We start from the raw sequence: 18,436 nt of genomic DNA, 5'->3' as shown, positions 1-18,436 counted from the left end.
CCGCCTAGACCAGACCCTTCGCGCGCCACTTCTGGACGATGCGCTTGCACTGCGCTTCCGCCTCCTTGATGGCGTTCTCCGGCGTGTCGGCGCCGCTCGCGGCCTTCGCGAACATCGTGTTGATGACCCAGGTGTTGAAGATCTCGTCCATCGCGGCGTTGGCGTAGCCCGGATAGCCGACGTTGGTCGCCCAGTCGAGCACGTCGCCGAGGACCTTGTACTTGTCGGCCGGCCTGGCCTTGCTGTCCTTCGCGATCTGCTGCTGCAGGTCCGGCACCGTCGCGGCGAAACACGGGAAGTTGTAGAACTCGCTCGCCATGAAGCCGGTGTGGAAGTTGTCGATGTAGTCGATCAGGAACTTCTTCGCGCCCTCGATGTTCGCGGCGAATTTCCAGATGACGTAGCAGTCCATCACGTGCTCGAGGCCGATCCGCCGCACCGGGCCGGCGGCCGCCTTGGCGAGCCAGATGTTGTCGGTGCCCGGGATGTTCTTGTTCTCGCCCTCGCGCGTGATCGAGATCGCGTTGAGCGCCACGGAAATCTGCCCCGCCAGCATCGCCCGGTTGTTCGACGACGCGTCCCACGCCATCACCTGCGGCGTCATCGCCTCCTGGTAGAGCGCCCGTGCGAACTTCACCGCTTCGAGCGTGTTCTTCGAGTTCAGCACGATGTCGCCCTGCTCGTCCTGCTCCGATCCGCCGAAGGAGAACAGCAGCGCGCGCATCGCCATCGCGGTGTCGAGCTCGGCGGACAGGCCGACACCCACCGGGATGTTGTGCTTCTCCTTGATCTTGCGACCGCCGACCCGGATGTCATCCCAGGTGCTCGGCGTCATGCCGATGTCGTCCCACAAGTCCTTGCGGTAATTCACCGGGTCCGGCACGTAGCTGTCGGAGAAGGCGAAATACTTCTTCGTCTTCGGATTGAAGGTGCTGTGCACCGCGAGATCGACCGGCTTGCCGTGCTTGCGGATGCACTCGTCGTAGATCTCTCGGTGGTCGATGACCTGCTCCTCGTAGGCCGGCGGCGGCGACAGGAACATGAAGAGGTCGTGCCCCTGCTGCGCCGACACTTCCGCCGCGGCGCGCGTGGCGAGCGCGGGGATGCCGACGTGGTCGACGATCACCTCGGTGTCGTTCTTCGCGCCCCACTCCTTCACGTAGGTACCGTCGAACCACTTGTCGTAGCCGGGCACGAAGTGGTTCCACTGCAGGATCCTGAGCGTCTTTTTGGCAGCGAACGCGCGCTGCGGCATGATGAACGGCGACAGCGCCGCTGCCGCACCGATCGCGCCGGCCGCTTCGATGAAGCGGCGACGGCTGACGCCTGCTGCGGTGGAATGCTGGATGGGAGCCCGACGTCCCTGCACGGGCATTTTCGTGGCCACGGCTGTCTCCTCGAACGTTTTATTCGACATCCGACGAGACGCACCGCCGAACCGCATCACCCGGAATGGGCGACGACGTCGCTGTCGGCATTTTGTAACAGTTCGAGTACCGCGACGCCGGGAAGTTTCCCCGATCGATTTACCGGAATGGATCGGGGCCCATATCGGCCGGATCAACGGACACGTGGCAGCACCGCTGCCTCAGACCAGCGCGCGCAGCCCCTGATAGCCGACATACAGCCCGACCAGCACGATCAAGGACCCGGAAAAATACGGTGCCTTGCGGGCGAATTCGCCGAAACCGCCCCAACGCCTGGAAACATGTTTCACGCTCAGGGCGGCCAACGTGCCCGAGGCCACCATCGTCAGGGCCAGGCCGATGCTGAAGCACAGCACGAGTACTGCGCCGATGGTGATCTTCTTCAACTGCAGGCACAGCAGCAGCACCGTGATCGACGCCGGACACGGGATGAGGCCCCCCGTCAGGCCGAACATGACGATCTGCCCGGTGGTCACTTCCCGATTGGCGAAGCGTCGCCGGATGTCGTTGGCGTGGGCAAGCTCGTGCGGATCCTGGTAGCCCGGTGCCGACACGTCCAGCCCCTCGTAATCCGTAATGGCGTGGTGATGGTCGTCGTGTTCGACGAACTCGACGTCATAGTCGTGGCTATGGTGTTCATGCCCCAGGCGCAGACGGGCGACGAACTCGTGCGGTTCGGGGATTTCCTGTTCGGATTCGACGAAGCCGTCACGCTGCACAAAAGTAAAGCCCTGGCGGCTACCGTCGGGCCGCTCGGTCTCGATCCTGACCTGATCGGCGCTCCAGACATGGCCGTGCCCGCTTTCGCGGTACAGGCGAAAACGGGGCGGCACGCCATCCTCGAACACTTCCAGCCGCACCACGCCGTGGCCGGTGTCGATTTGCATGGCCTCGCCGTGATGATGATCGTGGTCATGACCGTGATCGTGGTCATGGCTGTGATCGTGGAAGCACGCGTGTTGCTGCCGCCAGGTGCGCCAGAGCATCCACGCGGCTACGCCGATGATGAGCACCGCGGAGGCCACCTGGAAGTACGGCTCCGTCGTTTCCGGGTTCCAGTTGCTTCCGAAGTACAGACCGGCCATCGCCACGGCCCATACGACCGCGGTATGGGAAAGCGTCGCCGACAGCCCCAACAGCACGGCTTGCATGACCGTGCCGCGGATGGCCACGATGAAGGCCGCCATCATGGTCTTGGAGTGGCCCGGTTCCAGCCCGTGGAGGGCGCCCAGCAGGATCGCACTGGGGACGAACAGCCAGGCATTGCCTTGCTGCAACAGCGTCGAGAATTCCGTCATGAGGTGCCTTACAGGTATTTGGTGATCGCCTTGAACTCGCGGATGGTGTCGTCCGCGCTCTGCGTGCCCTCGCGCACGGCGTGTTCGAGGCAGTGATCGATATGGTCATGCACCAGCGTTTTCTTGGCGTTGGCGATGGCGTTTTCCACCGCCTGCAGTTGCTGGGCAACGTCCAGGCAGCCGCGCCCTTCTTCCAGCATCGTGACGATGCTCTTGAGATGGCCCTGGGCACGCTTGAGCCGCTTGATGATTTCGGGGTGCGAAATGTGGGTAGTCATGTTTGTTATCCTATCCCGGGGGATAGGGTATTGTCTGCGACTTTCGCGCGCATTACAATGCGCCGGTCGTTTCGAATGGAGTTCCACCTGTGGGCAGTCCCGGTAGTCGATCTTGCGTCGACGGCACACGGGCAAGGTAACTGCGGGTGTCATCTCTCGCCGCTACCTTGCTGATTTTGGCGGGTAGCGGCCAGGCAACCGGTTCTCGGTTGCTTTGCTGCTCCCTTTGTTGACCGTTCGGTGCTGCTGGCAGCAGCGCCTGTTGGGCCGAGCGCATCTTGCGCGCTCGGCGGGGGATGTGCATGCGTTTCAATTTCATCGCTTCGCGCCAGATGGCGCTTGTCAGACTCGCCGCCGCTCTTGCGGGAGCCATGTTGTCCGGCTTCGGCTTCGCCGACACCGTTCAACCCGAGGACTGGAACGCCAAGTTTCAGGCGACCTACGTGTGGCAGGACAAGCGGTCTTTCCCGGCCGCTTACTCGGGCGGCCACAGCCTGAAAACCGACAAGGAAAGGAGCTATTCCTTCACGACCACGGCCATGTTCGGCTGGCGTCCGTGGGCTGGCGGCGAGTTGTATTTCAACCCCGAAGCGGCACGGGGCCTCGCGCTGTCCGGTCTCACGGGCCTGGGCGGATTCACCAACGGCGAGATCGCCCGCTCTTCCAGCCGAAGGCTGAAGAGCTATCGCGCCCGCCTGTTCCTTCGCCAGACCTGGGGTGAAGGTGGCGAGCAGGAGGCCGTCGAGTCGGGGGCCAACCAGCTGGCGGGGATGGTCGATCGACGCCGCTGGGTGCTGACGGCGGGCAACCTGTCGGTGCTCGATGTCTTCGACGGCAACGCGTATAGCCACGATCCGCGCACCCAGTTCCTCAACTGGTCGCTGATGACGCACGGGGCGTATGACTACGCGGCTGACGCGCGCGGCTACTCCTGGGGCGTTGCGCTGGAGTGGTATCACGACGACTGGGTGGTGCGGGCAGGCCGCTTCATCCAGCCCAAGCTGCCCAATCAGCAGGCGCTCGATCGGCACATCTTCCGGCACTACGGCGATCAGGTCGAGCTGGAGCATGCCCACAGCATCGCGGGACAGCCCGGCAAGCTGCGCGTGCTGGCCTTCAGCAACCGCACCCGGATGTCCCGCTACCAGGATGCGCTTGACCTTGCCGAGAGGACCGGAGGAACACCCGACATCAACGACGTGCGCACTGGCGAGCAGACCAAGCGCGGCATCGGTTTCAGCCTCGAACAAGCCCTGCTGGACGACGTCGGGCTGTTCGGCCGCGCGAACTGGGCGGACGGCAAAACCGAAACCTACGCCTTCACCGAGATCGACCGCTCGCTGTCGGGCGGTGTCCTGATCAAGGGAACCTCCTGGGGGCGCGGGCAGGACAGCCTCGGCCTCGCCGTGGCGCGCAACGGCCTCTCCGACGTTCACCGCGACTACCTTGCAGCGGGCGGCCTGGGCTTCTTCATCGGCGATGGGCGGTTGAACTACCGGCCGGAAGCCATCGTCGAGTCCTTCTACAACCTGAACCTCGCCAAGGCCGCGTGGATAACGCTGGATTGGCAGCGCATCCGCAACCCGGCCTACAACGCCGACCGCGGCCCCGTCAACGTCGCATCCGTGCGCCTGCATACGGAGTTTTGAGAAAACACCATGGACTGTCCGTCTCGGCAGCCACCATCCTGACCGGTTCAGGATGGTGGCGACAAGGAGAAAACATGAACTTCACCATCCTGAAGCAATTTTTTGCGGGATTTCTTCGTACCCGCCACATCGCCCGGCACTTCCGCCGTCTGGCTCTGCTGGATACCCTGGCGCAGACCGGTGTCAGCCGCGAGGTGCCGGCCAGCCTGACCAAGACGCTCGTCGCCGCTTCCACGGCCGATGCGGAAACACTGCTCAATCGGCTCGGCAGCCACGATGACGGGCTCTCCGAGTGCCAAGCCGATGCCATCCGCGAGCGCGTGGGCCTCAACGAGGTCGAGCACGAAAAGCCGTTGCCCTGGTGGATGCACCTGTGGCACTGCTACCGCAACCCCTTCAACCTGCTGCTGACGCTGCTCGCGGTCATCTCCTACGTGACCGAGGACCTCAAGGCCACCATTGTGATCGGTTCGATGGTGGTGCTCTCCACGCTGCTGCGCTTCTGGCAGGAGGCGAAATCCAACAAGGCCGCCGACGCCCTCAAGGCGATGGTGAGCAACACAGCCACTGTGATGCGCCGCGATGCATCGGAGGATGCCGCGCCGGAGGCCGAGCACTATTTTGGTGTGCATCTCCACATGCGGCTGGCGCAGCGAGTGGAATTACCCATCAAGCTGCTGGTGCCCGGTGATTTGGTCATACTGTCTGCCGGCGACATGATCCCGGCCGATTGCCGTGTGCTTGGCGCGAAAGACCTCTTCGTGTCGCAGGCCGCGATGACGGGCGAATCGATGCCGGTGGAGAAGTTCGGCACCCAGCGCGACAAGAAGGCCATCAACCCGCTGGAACTGGACAACATCCTGTTCATGGGCACCAACGTGGTGTCCGGCTCGGCCACGGCCATCGTGCTCGGCACCGGAAACGGTACCTATTTCGGCGCGTTGGCCAGCCGCGTCACGGCGACCGACCGGGCTCCCACTTCGTTCCAGGCGGGCGTGAACAAGGTGAGCTGGCTCCTGATCCGTTTCATGTTAGTGATGTCGCCGCTGGTGCTCTTCATCAATGGGGTCACCAAGCACGACTGGATGGAGGCGCTGCTGTTCGCGCTGTCGATCGCCGTGGGGCTGACGCCCGAAATGTTGCCGATGATCGTCACGTCGACGCTCGCCAAGGGCGCGGTAGTGCTGTCGCGCCGGAAGGTCATCGTCAAGCGGCTCGACGCCATCCAGAACTTCGGCGCGATGGACGTGTTGTGCACCGACAAGACCGGCACGCTGACGCAGGACAGGATCTTCCTGTCGCGACACGTCGACGTATGGGGCGAGCACTCCGACGACGTGCTCGAACTCGCGTACTTGAACAGCTATTACCAGACGGGGCTCAAGAACCTGCTCGACGTGGCCGTGCTGGAACATGCCGGGGTGCATCGGGAGCTGAAAGTGGCGGCGGATTTCCGCAAGGTCGACGAGATTCCGTTCGACTTCACGCGTCGCCGCATGTCGGTGGTGGTGGCCGAGCATGACGAACACCATGTGCTTATCACCAAGGGCGCGGTCGAGGAAATCCTGTCCGCTTGCACGCGGGTGCGCCACGGCGAGGCGGTCGAGGCCTTGACGCCCGACCTGCTGGCCCGCATCCGCGCCGTGACGGCCGCGCTCAACGAAGAAGGCCTGCGCGTGGTTGCCGTCGCCGCCAAGGACATGCCGCCGGCAAGGGAGGCCTACGGCGTGGGCGACGAGCGTGAATTGACGCTCATCGGCTATGTCGCTTTCCTCGATCCGCCGAAGGAGTCCACCGCGCCGGCGCTGCAGGCGCTGGCCGAGCATGGCGTGGCCGTCAAGGTACTCACCGGCGACAACGAACTGGTCACGGCCAAGATTTGTCGCGAGGTGGGCCTGGAGCCCGACGGCGTGCTGCTCGGTTCCGACGTCGAGCAGATGACCGATGCCGCACTTGCCAAGGCGGTGGAGAGGCACGACGTCTTCGCCAGGCTCACGCCTTCGCACAAGGAGCGCATCGTGCGGCTGCTGAAAGGCAACGGGCACGTGGTTGGCTTCATGGGTGACGGCATCAACGACGCCCCGGCCCTGCGTACCGCCGACATCGGCATCTCGGTGGACACGGCGGTGGACATCGCCAAGGAAGCCGCCGACATCATCCTGCTGGAAAAGAGCCTGATGGTGCTGGAGGAAGGCGTGCTCGAAGGCCGCCGCACCTTCGCCAACATGCTCAAGTACATCAAGATGACGGCGAGCTCGAACTTCGGCAACGTGTTCTCGGTGCTGACGGCCAGCGCGTTCATTCCGTTTCTGCCGATGCTGCCGATGCAACTGCTGATGCAGAACCTGCTGTACGACATCTCGCAGATCGCCATCCCCTTCGACAATGTGGATGACGACCTGCTGCGTCAACCGCAGCGCTGGCAGCCGGGCGACATCGGCCGTTTCATGATGTTCTTCGGGCCGATCAGCTCGATCTTCGACATCACGACGTTCGCCATGATGTGGTTCGTGTTCGGTGCGACGACGCCGGAGCAGCAGACCCTGTTCCAGTCCGGCTGGTTCATCGTCGGCTTGCTGACGCAGACCCTGATCGTGCACATGATCCGCACGCCCAAGCTCCCCTTCATCCAGAGCCGCGCCGCCACGCCCTTGCTGGTGATGACCGGCATCATCATGGCGGTGGGGATCTTCCTGCCGATGGGGCCGCTTGCAGATTCCTTCAAGCTCCAGGCCTTGCCGCCGCTGTACTTCGTCTTCCTGCCGATGATCCTGCTGGGGTATATGGGACTGACGCAGGCGATGAAAGGTATCTACAGCCGCCGTTGGGGCTGGCAATGAGAAGATAGACGAGGGAAGTGATCGTCGTCGGCCGCGGGGCGCTTCGCGACCGGCGACGGCGCGCCGTCAGGCGTAGCGCCTGGCCATCTTCGCGAGCGGCAGGGGCTTGATGCGGGGCGCCTGGCCCGCGGTGCCGAAGGCTTCGAAGCGCGCGACGCAGATCGCCTCGGCTCCTTCTTTTGCGACCTTGAAGAACTTGCGCGGGTCGAATTCGCCCGGCGATTTCACCGCGAGGCGGCGGATCGCGGCGCTCATCGCCAGGCGCAGGTCGGTGTCGATATTGACCTTGCGCACGCCGTTGCGGATGCCGGCGACGATCGCCTCGACCGGGACACCGTAGGTCTCGCCGATCTCGCCGCCGAACTCGCGGAAGATCGCGAGCCATTCCTGCGGCACGCTGCTCGATCCGTGCATCACGAGGTGGGTGTCGGGGATGCGACGATGGATCTCGGCGATGCGTTCGATCGCGAGGATGTCGCCGGTCGGCGGGCGCGTGAACTTGTAGGCGCCGTGGCTCGTGCCGATCGCGACCGCGAGCGCGTCGACGCCGGTCGCGGCGACGAAGTCTGCCGCTTCAGCCGGGTCGGTGAGGAGTTGCGCGTGGTCCAGCGTGCCTTCGGCGCCGACGCCGTCCTCCTCGCCCGCCTGCCCGGTCTCGAGCGAGCCGAGGCAGCCGAGCTCGCCCTCGACCGACACGCCGACCGCGTGCGCCATCTCGACCACGCGGCGCGTGACGGCGACGTTGTAGTCGTAGTTCGCGGGCGTCTTCATGTCCTCCTTCAGCGAGCCATCCATCATCACGCTGGTGAAGCCGGAGCGAATCGACTGCTGGCACACCGCGGGGCTCGCGCCGTGATCCTGGTGCAGGCAGATCGGTATGTCCGGCCACTGTTCGGCGGCGGCCTCGACCATCTTGCGCAGGAAGGCCTCGCCGGCATAGCCGCGCGCGCCGGCCGAGGCCTGCAGGATCACCGGGCTGTCGGTGCGCTCGGCCGCGGCCATGATGGCCTGGATCTGTTCCATGTTGTTGATGTTGAATGCGGGCACGCCGTAGCCGTGTTCGGCGGCGTGGTCGAGCAGTTGTCTCAGGGCGATCATTGCCATCGTTGTCTCCTCGTAGGGTGGGGATTCGGTGGTGGAGGAACGGATCAGCCCGGCTCCGGTTCGTGCTCGTAGGCCGGCACCGGCACGATGCGGCGGCTGTTCAGGTGCGCGCGGGCGCGCAGCGCGGCCACCGCGGGCAGCTCGCGCCCTTCGAGGAACTCGAGGAAGGCGCCGCCACCGGTGGAGATGTAGTCGATGCGCGCGCCGATGCCGAAGGCGGCAATCGCGGCGAGCGTATCGCCGCCGCCGGCGATCGAATACCCGCGGCTCGCGGCGACTGCCGCCGCCAGCGCTTGCGTGCCCGCCGCGAAGGGCGCGAGCTCGAACACGCCGACCGGGCCGTTCCAGACGATCGTGCCGGCATTGGCGAGCTCGTCGGCGAGGCCCGCCTGCGCGCGTGGGCCGATGTCGAGAATCATCTCGCCGGGCTGAACGTCATCGGCCGACCGCACCGCGACGCGCGCGTCGGCGCTGAAGCGGTCCGCGACGACGACGTCCTCGGGCAGCCACAGTCGCGCGCCGCGCGCCGCGAGGCGCAGTTCGACGGCGCGCGCGGCATCGAGGAGATCGGGCTCGTGCAGCGAGGTGCCGACCGCGAGCCCGCGCGCCGCGAGGAAGGTGTTCGCGATGCCGCCGCCGACGACGAGCGCATCGACCTGGTCGGCGAGGCTTTCGAGGATCGTGAGCTTGGTCGATACCTTCGAGCCGCCGACGATCGCGACCAGCGGACGTTCGGGCTGCGTGAGCGCGCGCCCGAGTGCGTCGAGTTCCGCCGCGAGCAGCGGACCGGCGCAGGCAACCGGCGCGGCCAGCGCGAGCGCGTGCAACGTGCATTCCTTGCGATGCGCGGTGCCGAAGGCTTCGTTCACATAGACGTCGATCCAGCTCGCGATGCGCGCCGCGAGCGCGGGGTCGTCGGCCTTCTCGCCGGCGTTGCCGCGGCAGTTCTCGAGCAGCACGAGCTCGCCGGCGCGCATCGCGAAGCGGCCGTCGGTCCACTCCCGGATGAGCGGCACGGGCCGGCCGAGCAGCCGCGACAGACAGTCGGCGACCGGCGCGAGCGATTCGGTGGGCCCGAGCGCGCCCTCCTTCGGCCGCCCCAGATGCGAGGCGATCGCGACCGTCGCGCCGGCGGCGAGGCACTGGCGGATGCCGGGCAGCGTCGCGCGGATGCGCGTGTCGTCGGCGACGCGGCCGTCCGGCGTGAGCGGCACGTTGAAGTCGGCGCGGATGAACACGCGGCGCCCCATCAGCGGCACCTGTTCGAGCCGCAGGAAATCGTCGCGGGCGCGCAAGGCCGTGTCACGCGCGGCGGCCGGCCAGGCGGAGAGCGACGGACAGCGCAAGTTCGAGGACTCGTTCATCAGCATGTCAGTCGGCCTCCATCATCGCGACCGTCGTATCGAGCATGCGGAGCGAGAAGCCCCACTCGTTGTCGTACCACGCGGTGACGGTGACGAGGTCGTGATCGACCCGCGTCAGCGTGGCGTCGAAGATGCTCGAATGCGGGTTGTGGTTGAAGTCGCAGGACACCAGCGGCAGGTCGTTGACCGCGAGAATCCCCTTCAGCGCGCCGTGCGCGGCTTCGCGGACGAGGTTGTTCACCTCGTTCTTCGTGGTCTCGCGCTCTGCGACGAAAGTGAAGTCGGTGAAGGACACGTTGGGCGTCGGCACACGGATCGCATAGCCGTCGAGCCGGCCCGCGAGCTCGGGCAGCACGAGGCCGACCGCGGCGGCGGCGCCGGTCTTGGTCGGAATCATCGACTGCGTGGCGCTGCGGGCGCGGCGCGCGTCCTCGTGATAGACGTCGAGCAGCACCTGGTCGTTGGTGTAGGAATGCACGGTCGTCATCTTTCCGCGCACGATGCCGAGCGGGCGATGCAGCGCGTAGACGATGGGCGCGAGGCAGTTGGTCGTGCAGCTCGCATTCGACACCACGCGATGCCCGCGCTGCAGCGTGCCGTGATTGACGCCATACACGACGGTCGCGTCGACATCGGTGCCGCCCGGCGCTGAGATCAGCACCTTGCCCGCACCAGCGTCGAGGTGTGGCTGAGCGGCCGCCTTCGAGCGGAAGCGGCCGGTGCATTCGAGTACGACGTCGATACCCATCTCGCGCCACGGCAGCTTCGCCGGGTCGCGCTCGCTGATGACGCGGATGCGGTCGCCGCCGACGATCCAGTTGTCGCCGTCCACGTCGATCGCGTGCGGGAACGGGCCCTGCAGGCTGTCGTAGCGCGTCAGGTGGGCGTTCGCCTCGGGCGTGCCGCGCGGCGCATTCACCGCGACGATGCTGATCGGGTGGCGTCGCCCTCCTTCGTAATGGGCGCGCAGCACGTTGCGCCCGATGCGGCCGTAGCCATTGATTGCGACTCGGATGGTCAATGCGGTCTCCTCGATGGTGTTACGAATTCCTTAAGGGCGTAGGGCGGGCTCCTCGTTCCTCCCCCTTCAAGGGGGAGGCTAGGAGGGGGATGGGTTTCGGCGGCGTTTGTTTAACCCATCCCCACCCCAACCCTCCCCTTGAAGGGGAGGGGGCCGTGTCCCACTAACCTGACATCACCTAATTACTTGCCCGCCCTACATCACAGCCGGGCCGTTCGGCTCACCCCGCGACCAGCCGCCTCGCGGCGTCGGCAACGCGCTCCGGCGTCAGCCCGAAGAGCGCTGCGAGCTCGCCCGCCGGGGCCGATTCGCCGAAGCGCTCGATGCCGACGACATCGCCGCGGGTGCGTCCATCGCGGCCGGCGACGTATTTCCACCAGCCGTCGGGCCGGGCCGCCTCGACCGCGACGCGCGGCACGCCCGGCGGCAGCACCGCGTCGCGCCAGTCGGCGTCCTGCGCGTCGAAGCGGCTCGTGCAGGGCATCGACACGACCCGTGCATGGATGCCGTCGGCGGCGAGGCGCGTGCGGGCGGCCATCGCCAGCTCGACTTCGGAGCCGGTCGCGATCAGCACGACGGCCGGCTTGCCGTTCTGAGCTTCCGCGAGCACATAGCCGCCGCGCGCGATCGCCGCGAGCTGACCGGCGCTGCGCGCCTGGTTCGGCAGGTTCTGGCGCGACAGCGCGAGCAGGCTAGGGCCGTCCGCGCGCATCACCGCCGCATTCCACGCGGCCTGTGTTTCGGCAGCGTCGCACGGACGCCACACGTCGAGCCCCGGGATCAGGCGCAGCGACGGGATATGCTCGACCGGCTGGTGCGTCGGGCCGTCCTCGCCGAGACCGATCGAGTCGTGCGTCATTACATGCACGACCCGCTGCCGAAGCAGCGCGCTCATGCGGATCGCGTTGCGCGCATAGTCCGAGAACACCAGGAAGGTCGCGCCGAAGGGCACGAAGCCGCCGTGCAGCGCGACGCCGTTGAGCGCCGCGGCCATGCCGAACTCGCGCACGCCCCAGTTGATGTGGCGCCCGCCCGCGTCCGCGCGCACCGCGCCGCAGCCCGACCAGTCGGTGAGGTTGGAATGCGTCAGATCCGCCGAACCGCCGAGCAACTCGGGCAGTGCCTGCGCGAGCCGCCCGATGGCCTGCTGGCTCGCCTTGCGCGTCGCGACCTTGGGGCGCTCGCCCTGCACCTCGGCGAGGAACGCGTCGGCCTGCGCCGCGAAGTCCGCCGGCAGATCGCCCGCGACCCGGCGCTCGAACTCCTTCGCCGCATCGGGCCATTGCGCGCGGTAGGCGGCGAAGCGCGCGTTCCATTCACCGTGCCGCGCCGCCCCGGCGTCGCGGGCGTCGAAGGCAGCGCGCACCTCGGCCGGCACATCGAACGGCGCATGTGGCCAGCCGAGCGCGGCACGCGTCGCGGCGACTTCGTCCCTGCCCAGCGGCGCACCGTGCACCGCGGCGGTACCGGCACGCGCCGGGCTGCCGTGGCCGATCGTCGTGCGGCAGCAGATCAGCGTCGGACCGACGTCGTTCTCGGCGTTCGCGAGTGCCTCGCGGATCGCACGGTCGACCGCCTCGACGTCGTGCCCATCGACGCCCTCGATCACGTTCCAGCCGTAGGCGCGGAAGCGCTGCGGCGTATCGTCGCCGAACCAGCCGCCGACGTCGCCGTCGATCGAGATGCGGTTGTCGTCCCACAACGCGACGAGCTTCGACAGCCGCTGCACACCTGCGAACGACGCCGCCTCGTGGCTCACGCCCTCCATCAGGCAGCCGTCGCCGAGAAACACCCAGGTGCGGTGGTCGACGATGTCATGCCCGGGCCGGTTGAAGGTGTGCGCCAGCAGCTTCTCGGCCAGCGCCATGCCGACGGCGTTGGTCAGACCCTGGCCGAGCGGGCCGGTCGTCGTCTCGACACCGGGCGTCAGTCCGTGCTCGGGGTGGCCCGGGGTCTTCGAGTGCAACTGGCGAAAGCGCTTCAACTCGTCGAGTGGCAGGTCGTAGCCGGTCAGGTGCAGCAGCGCATACAACAGCATCGAGCCATGACCATTCGACAGCACGAAGCGATCGCGGTCGGGCCACTGCGGGTCGGCCGGGTCATGGCACAGGTGGCGGCGCCACAGCGCGACGGCGATTTCCGCCATGCCCATCGGCATACCGGGGTGGCCGGAATTGGCCTGCTCGACCGCGTCGATCGCGAGAAAACGCAGCGCGTTTGCACACTGGGCGTCGAGGGTTGCTGGGTCGAGGGCTGGCGATTCGAGTCTCATGTTCACGGGCGGATCTCCAGAGGGGGATTGATCAGGCGCGGTCGGAACCGGCACAGCGCGAGTGACGTCCGGGGTGTTTGTGGAGCCGGCGAGGACTGTCTGAGCCCGCAGGGCGAGTTCCGCAGCCGGCGGAACAAATACCCCGGGCGTCACGCATCGAAGGCACAAAAACCCCCGCCCTCACAGCACCTTCCTCCTGCGCTCCACCAGCCTCCAGATGAACGGCGTGAAAATCAGCTGCATCGCCAACTCCATCTTTCCGCCGGGCACGACGATGGTGTTCGCGCGGCTCATGAAGCTGCCGTGGATCATGTTCAGCAGGTACGCGAAATCGATCCCCTTCGGATCCGCGAAGCGGATCACCACCATGCTCTCGTCGGCCGTCGGCACCGCGCGCGCGATGAACGGGTTCGACGTATCCACCATCGGCACACGCTGGAAATTCACGTGCGTGCGCGCGAACTGCGGGCAGATGTAATGCACGTAATCGTGCATCCGGCGCAGGATCGTGTCGGTCACCGCCTCGGTCGAATAGCCGCGCGTGCTCTTGTCGCGGTGCAGCTTCTGGATCCATTCCAGGTTGATCACCGGCACCACGCCGATCAGCAGATCGGGAAAACGCGCGACATCCACCCTGTCGGTGACCACCGCGCCGTGCAGCCCCTCGTAGAACAACAGATCGCAGCCCGCCGGGATCTCCTCCCACGCGGTGAAGGTGCCAGCGGGCTGGCCGTAGGGCTCGGCCTCCTCGGCGCTGTGCAGGTACTTGCGCCGCATGCCGCGGCCGGATTCGGCATAGCTGCGGAATAACTGCTCCAGCTCGGCGAACAGGTTCGCCTCCTCGCCGAAGTGGCTGAAATGGTTGTTCGGCACGCCTTCCAGCTCGGCGAGACGCTTGCGCATCTCCAGGCGGTCGAATGCGTGGAAACTGTCGCCCTCGACGACGGCCGCGGTGACCTTCTCGCGGCGGAAGATCTCCTCGAAAGTACGCTGCACGGTGCTCGTTCCGGCTCCTGACGAGCCGGTGATGGCGACGATTGGGTGGCGTTCGGACATGATGTCCCCCTTGGCGTTTGAGAAATCAGTTCTGCCGGAACAGGCTCCGCGCGTGGAACAGCGGCAAGTCGCTCTCGGGCTGCGGCGCAGGCTCGCGGTGGTAGCGCTCGATGCGCTCGACCTCCTCGCGCGAGCCGAACACGAAGCCGATGCGCTGGTGCAGGCTCGTCGGGTCGACGTCGAGCACCGGCCGCTCGCCGGTCGAGGCGCGCCCGCCGGCCTGTTCGACGATCATGCCGATCGGGTTGCACTCGTAGAGCAGGCGCAGCCGGCCGGGCTTGGCCGGGTCCTTGCGGTCGCGCGGGTACAGGAACACGCCGCCGCGCATCAGGATGCGGTGCGTCTCGGCGACCAGCGACGCCACCCAGCGCATGTTGAAATCGGATTCGCGCGGGCCGCTGCGGCCGGCGAGGCATTCGTCGACATAGCGGCGCACCGGCGGCTCCCAGAAGCGCGAGTTGGCCGCGTTGATCGCGAACTCGCGCGTCGTCGTCGGGATGCCGATCTCCGGGTGCGTGAGGAAGAATTCGCCGAGGATCGGGTCGAAGGTGAAGCCCGCGACGCCGTCGCCGACGGTCAGCACCAGCATCGTCGACGGCCCGTAGATCGCGTAGCCGGCCGCCACCTGGCGCGTCCCCGGCTGCAGGAAATCCTCGGGCCGCGCGTCCTCGCCCGGCGTCGGCGCACGCAGCACCGAGAAGATCGAACCGACCGCGACGTTCACGTCGATATTCGACGAACCGTCGAGCGGATCGAACACCAGCAGGTACTTGCCGCGCGAGCCGCCGGCCGGCAGCGGGATCGGCGCTTCGTTCTCCTCCGACACCATGCCGGCGAGGTCGTCGCCCCAGTGCGTTGCGCGCAGGAAGATGCGGTCGGCGAGCACGTCGAGCTTCTTCTGCGTCTCGCCCTGCACGTTCTCGCTGTCGAGCGATCCGAGCACGCCCGCGAGCGCGCCCTGCGCGACGGCGCGCGAGATCGCCTTGCAGGCCTGCGCCACCTGCAGGATCAGTGCGTTGAACTCGCCGGTCGCGCCCGGATGCAGGCGGCGCTGGGCGATCAGGTATTCGGTCAGTGTCGTGCGTTCGATGTCGAACATGGCGGCGTTCCCCTGGGTCAGAATTCGGTGCGTTCGGCGATGCGTTCGGTGGGCGCGGTGGCGGGCCGGAAATGGCGGCTGCTGCGCACGTCGGCCTCGGTCAGCGTCGTCAGCGCCGCGGCATCGACGGTCGCGCCCGCCTCGAAGAGGCGCAGCGCCTGGCGCAGACGCATGCGGTCGAGGGCGTTGCGCACGCTGCGGGCGTTCGCGAAATGCGGCTGGCGGCGACGCAGCACGATGTATTCGTCGAAGGCGCGCCGCGCCGCGTCGTCGAAGCGATAGTTCCAACGCGCGAGCATCTTCCCGGCGATGTCGCCGAGCTCGCCGTCGGAGTAGTCGGGGAAATCGATGTGGTGCGCGATGCGCGATTTCAGGCCGGGGTTCGATTCGAAGAAGCGTTCCATGCGGTCGCCGTAGCCGGCGAGCACCACGACGAGGTCGTCGCGCTGGTTCTCCATCACCTGCAGCAGGATCTCGATCGCCTCCTGGCCGTAGTCCTTTTCGTTCTCGGGGCGGTACAGGTAGTAGGCCTCGTCGATGAAGAGCACCCCGCCCATCGCGCGCTTCAGCACTTCCTTGGTCTTGGGCGCGGTGTGGCCGATGTACTGGCCGACGAGGTCGTCGCGCGTCACCGCGACGACGTGCCCGCGGCGCACGTAGCCGAGCCGCTGCAGGATCTGCGCGATGCGCAGCGCGACGGTAGTCTTGCCGGTGCCGGGGTTGCCGGTGAAGCTCATGTGCAGCGACGGCGCCTCGGTCGCGAGGCCGATGCGGCGGCGCGCGCGGTCGACCAGCAGCAGCGCCGCGATCTCGCGCACGCGGCGCTTCACCGGCACGAGGCCGACCAGCTCGCGGTCGAGCTCGTCGAGCACCTCGCCGACGCCGGCCTCGCGGTACTCGGCTGCGAGGTCGACGGTGCCGGACGGCGCGTCCGTCTCGGCGCGGCGCGCGGTGTCGGGCGATGCGGAAGGCAGGCCCGCGGCCTGCCGATCGACGGCGTTCATCGTGGTGTCTCCTCGTGGGCGGGGGTGCGGCGCGCCGTCGATGGGGCGCGTTCCTGCAGGCGTCAGGCGGTGTAGCGTTCTCCTTCGGGCGCGCGCACGACGGCGTAGCTTTCGAGCGTGTAGCGCACGACGCGCCCTTCGCCTTCCTGGCGCACGAGGCGGAAGCCGGGCTCGTGCGCCGGCCGATTGACGAGGAACGACATGCGCATCGTTTCCCAGCCATGCATGGAGTCGAACGCGTTGATGCGGATGTAGCGGTCGGGCCAGGTCGCGCGGCATTCGGCGAGCTCGCTCATGACGCCGGCGGGATCGACGAGGTCGAACATCGGGTGGCCCCACATCGACCAGTAGGTGTTGCGCGGGTGCGGGTCGTCGGTGTATTCGATGCTGACCGCCCAACCCTGCACCAGGCAGTACTCGACCTGCGCGGAGATCTGCGCGTCGGTGAGGTCGGGCAGGAAGGAAAAGGCGCCTTGGGTGATTCTCATGTCATCTCTCCTGGATCTGGGGTCGGGGCGGATCAGGCGGCGGTCGGCGTCGCGACGAAGTCGGACGTGTCGGTCGAGGTGTAGTTGAAGGTCACCTCGCCCCAGGTATCGAGCGCGGCACGCAGTGGCGTGCACTGGCGCGCGGCGTCCTTGAGGATCTCGGGCCCCTCGTTGGCGATGTCGCGCCCCTCGTTGCGCGCGAGCACCATCGCTTCGAGCGCGACGCGGTTCGCGGTGGCGCCTGCCTGGATGCCCATCGGATGGCCGATGGTGCCGCCGCCGAACTGCAGCACGACGTCGTCGCCGAACAGCGAGATCAGCTGGTGCATCTGGCCCGCGTGGATGCCGCCCGAGGCGACCGGCATCACGCGGCGGATGCTTGCCCAGTCCTGCTCGAAGAAGATCCCGCGTGCGAGGTCGACCTCGTTCTTCATCTCGCGGCACACGTTGTAGTAACCCTGCACCGTCATCGGGTCGCCTTCGAGCTTGCCGACCGCGGTGCCCGCGTGCAGGTGATCGACGCCGGCGAGCCGCAGCCACTTGGCGATCACGCGGAACGAGATGCCGTGGTTCTTCTGCCGCGTGTAGGTGCCGTGGCCCGCGCGGTGCATGTGCAGGATCATGTCGTTCGCGCGCGCCCAGTTGCTCATCGACTGGATCGCGGTCCAGCCGATGATCAGGTCGACCATGATGATCGTCGAGCCCAGTTCCTTCGCGAATTCGGCGCGCTTGTACATCTCCTCCATCGTGCCGGCGGTGACGTTGAGGTAATGCCCCTTGATCTCGCCGGTGCCGGCGGCGGCGCGCTGGACGCCTTCCATCACGTACAGGAAGCGGTCGCGCCAGTGCATGAAGGGCTGCGAGTTGATGTTCTCGTCGTCCTTGGTGAAGTCGAGGCCGCCGAGCAGCGCCTCATACACGACGCGGCCGTAGTTCTTGCCCGAGAGCCCCAGCTTGGGCTTGGTCGTCGCGCCGAGCAGCGGCCGGCCGAAGCAGTTGAGCCGCTCGCGCTCGACCACGATGCCGGTCGGGGGGCCGCGGAAGGTCTTCACGTAGGCGACCGGCAGGCGCATGTCTTCGAGGCGCGCGGCCTTGATCGGCTTGAAGCTGAAGACGTTGCCGATGATCGACGCGGTGAGGTTCGCGATCGAGCCTTCCTCGAAGAGGTCGAGCTCGTAGGCGACGTAGCAGAAGTACTGGCCGGGCTGCCCCGGCACCGGGTCGACGCGGTAAGCCTTGGCGCGGTAGCGGTCGCACGCGGTCAGGCGGTCGGTCCAGACGACGGTCCAGGTGGCGGTCGACGATTCGCCGGCCACCGCCGCCGCGGCCTCGATCGGATCGACGCCTTCCTGCGGCGTGATGCGGAACAGCGCCAGCACGTCGGTTTCCTTCGGCTGGTAATCGCCGTCCCAATAGCCCATCTGCGCGTACTTCAGCACGCCCGCCCGATAGCGCTTCTTCGGGTCGAGGATGGCTTCGGCGGTTTCCGGTGCGCCCATGTCGTCGTCTCCTTGTCGTGTCTGTTTCCGTTGCCGG

The 18,436-nt window shown here is 66.9% G+C and carries 14 protein-coding genes; 2 read left to right on the top strand and 12 right to left on the bottom strand.

Annotated features, from left to right (window positions below; translation table 11 throughout):
- Positions 1-4: 4 nt before the first annotated feature.
- From CDA09_RS11630 to CDA09_RS11620, 3 genes are all read right to left on the bottom strand, one after another.
- A complete protein-coding gene (locus tag CDA09_RS11630) occupies positions 5-1,387 on the bottom strand; it encodes an ABC transporter substrate-binding protein (RefSeq protein WP_217351244.1) in 1,383 nt (460 codons plus the stop codon).
- A gap of 201 nt (positions 1,388-1,588) precedes the next feature.
- A complete protein-coding gene (locus tag CDA09_RS11625; protein WP_121428785.1) occupies positions 1,589-2,725 on the bottom strand; it encodes a nickel/cobalt efflux protein RcnA in 1,137 nt (378 codons plus the stop codon).
- A gap of 8 nt (positions 2,726-2,733) precedes the next feature.
- The gene (locus CDA09_RS11620) at positions 2,734-3,003 is read right to left on the bottom strand and encodes a metal-sensing transcriptional repressor (RefSeq protein WP_121428783.1); all 270 of its coding nucleotides are present in this window, start codon (positions 3,001-3,003) and stop codon (positions 2,734-2,736) included.
- Between the two features lie 302 nt (positions 3,004-3,305).
- Here CDA09_RS11620 and CDA09_RS11615 point away from each other — a divergent pair, with 302 nt between their 5' ends.
- Together CDA09_RS11615 and mgtA are read left to right on the top strand one after the other, a co-directional pair.
- On the top strand, positions 3,306-4,652 hold the full coding sequence (locus CDA09_RS11615; RefSeq protein ID WP_286164095.1) for a carbohydrate porin: 1,347 nt from the start codon (positions 3,306-3,308) through the stop codon (positions 4,650-4,652).
- Positions 4,568-7,492, top strand: coding sequence for a magnesium-translocating P-type ATPase (gene mgtA, locus CDA09_RS11610; protein WP_217351243.1), 2,925 nt, complete (start codon positions 4,568-4,570; stop codon positions 7,490-7,492). The genes CDA09_RS11615 and mgtA overlap by 85 nt, the downstream gene beginning before the upstream one ends.
- A 66-nt stretch (positions 7,493-7,558) precedes the next feature.
- On the opposite strand, the gene fba is transcribed toward mgtA, so the two are convergent.
- From fba to CDA09_RS11565, 9 genes are all read right to left on the bottom strand, one after another.
- On the bottom strand, positions 7,559-8,596 hold the full coding sequence (gene fba / locus CDA09_RS11605) for a class II fructose-bisphosphate aldolase (RefSeq protein WP_121428779.1): 1,038 nt from the start codon (positions 8,594-8,596) through the stop codon (positions 7,559-7,561).
- 44 nt (positions 8,597-8,640) lie between these two features.
- On the bottom strand, positions 8,641-9,846 hold the full coding sequence (locus tag CDA09_RS11600; protein ID WP_286164488.1) for a phosphoglycerate kinase: 1,206 nt from the start codon (positions 9,844-9,846) through the stop codon (positions 8,641-8,643).
- 121 nt (positions 9,847-9,967) lie between these two features.
- On the bottom strand, positions 9,968-10,981 hold the full coding sequence (gene gap, locus CDA09_RS11595; RefSeq protein WP_121428777.1) for a type I glyceraldehyde-3-phosphate dehydrogenase: 1,014 nt from the start codon (positions 10,979-10,981) through the stop codon (positions 9,968-9,970).
- 220 nt (positions 10,982-11,201) lie between these two features.
- Positions 11,202-13,253 (bottom strand): transketolase, encoded by a 2,052-nt coding sequence (tkt, locus tag CDA09_RS11590; protein WP_121430837.1) that lies wholly within the window; start codon positions 13,251-13,253, stop codon positions 11,202-11,204.
- Positions 13,254-13,433: 180 nt separating this feature from the next.
- The gene (locus CDA09_RS11585) at positions 13,434-14,309 is read right to left on the bottom strand and encodes a phosphoribulokinase (protein ID WP_121428776.1); all 876 of its coding nucleotides are present in this window, start codon (positions 14,307-14,309) and stop codon (positions 13,434-13,436) included.
- Between the two features lie 25 nt (positions 14,310-14,334).
- Positions 14,335-15,408: a class 1 fructose-bisphosphatase gene (locus CDA09_RS11580; RefSeq protein WP_121428774.1), complete on the bottom strand. Its 1,074-nt coding sequence runs from the start codon at positions 15,406-15,408 to the stop codon at positions 14,335-14,337.
- Positions 15,409-15,425: 17 nt separating this feature from the next.
- Positions 15,426-16,412: a CbbX protein gene (cbbX, locus tag CDA09_RS11575; RefSeq protein ID WP_286164094.1), complete on the bottom strand. Its 987-nt coding sequence runs from the start codon at positions 16,410-16,412 to the stop codon at positions 15,426-15,428.
- Between the two features lie 62 nt (positions 16,413-16,474).
- Positions 16,475-16,900, bottom strand: a complete 426-nt coding sequence (locus CDA09_RS11570) for a ribulose bisphosphate carboxylase small subunit (RefSeq protein WP_121428772.1) — start codon at positions 16,898-16,900, stop codon at positions 16,475-16,477.
- A 32-nt stretch (positions 16,901-16,932) separates the two neighbouring features.
- On the bottom strand, positions 16,933-18,399 hold the full coding sequence (locus tag CDA09_RS11565) for a form I ribulose bisphosphate carboxylase large subunit (RefSeq protein WP_121428770.1): 1,467 nt from the start codon (positions 18,397-18,399) through the stop codon (positions 16,933-16,935).
- Between the last annotated feature and the right edge of the window lie 37 nt (positions 18,400-18,436).

This window comes from Azoarcus sp. DN11, assembly GCF_003628555.1.
Taxonomy (GTDB): Bacteria; Pseudomonadota; Gammaproteobacteria; order Burkholderiales; family Rhodocyclaceae; genus Aromatoleum.
This window is presented reverse-complemented; position numbering and strand designations above follow the sequence as displayed.

Coding starts and splice junctions, on each gene's coding strand:
- CDA09_RS11625 (WP_121428785.1), bottom strand. CDS start 2,725: ATGACGGAATTCTCGACGCTGTTGCAGCAAGGCAATGCCTGGCTGTTC.
- CDA09_RS11620 (WP_121428783.1), bottom strand. CDS start 3,003: ATGACTACCCACATTTCGCACCCCGAAATCATCAAGCGGCTCAAGCGT.
- CDA09_RS11615 (WP_286164095.1), top strand. CDS start 3,306: ATGCGTTTCAATTTCATCGCTTCGCGCCAGATGGCGCTTGTCAGACTC.
- fba (WP_121428779.1), bottom strand. CDS start 8,596: ATGGCAATGATCGCCCTGAGACAACTGCTCGACCACGCCGCCGAACAC.
- CDA09_RS11600 (WP_286164488.1), bottom strand. CDS start 9,846: ATGGGGCGCCGCGTGTTCATCCGCGCCGACTTCAACGTGCCGCTCACG.
- tkt (WP_121430837.1), bottom strand. CDS start 13,253: ATGAGACTCGAATCGCCAGCCCTCGACCCAGCAACCCTCGACGCCCAG.
- CDA09_RS11585 (WP_121428776.1), bottom strand. CDS start 14,309: ATGTCCGAACGCCACCCAATCGTCGCCATCACCGGCTCGTCAGGAGCC.
- CDA09_RS11580 (WP_121428774.1), bottom strand. CDS start 15,408: ATGTTCGACATCGAACGCACGACACTGACCGAATACCTGATCGCCCAG.
- cbbX (WP_286164094.1), bottom strand. CDS start 16,412: ATGAACGCCGTCGATCGGCAGGCCGCGGGCCTGCCTTCCGCATCGCCC.
- CDA09_RS11570 (WP_121428772.1), bottom strand. CDS start 16,900: ATGAGAATCACCCAAGGCGCCTTTTCCTTCCTGCCCGACCTCACCGAC.
- CDA09_RS11565 (WP_121428770.1), bottom strand. CDS start 18,399: ATGGGCGCACCGGAAACCGCCGAAGCCATCCTCGACCCGAAGAAGCGC.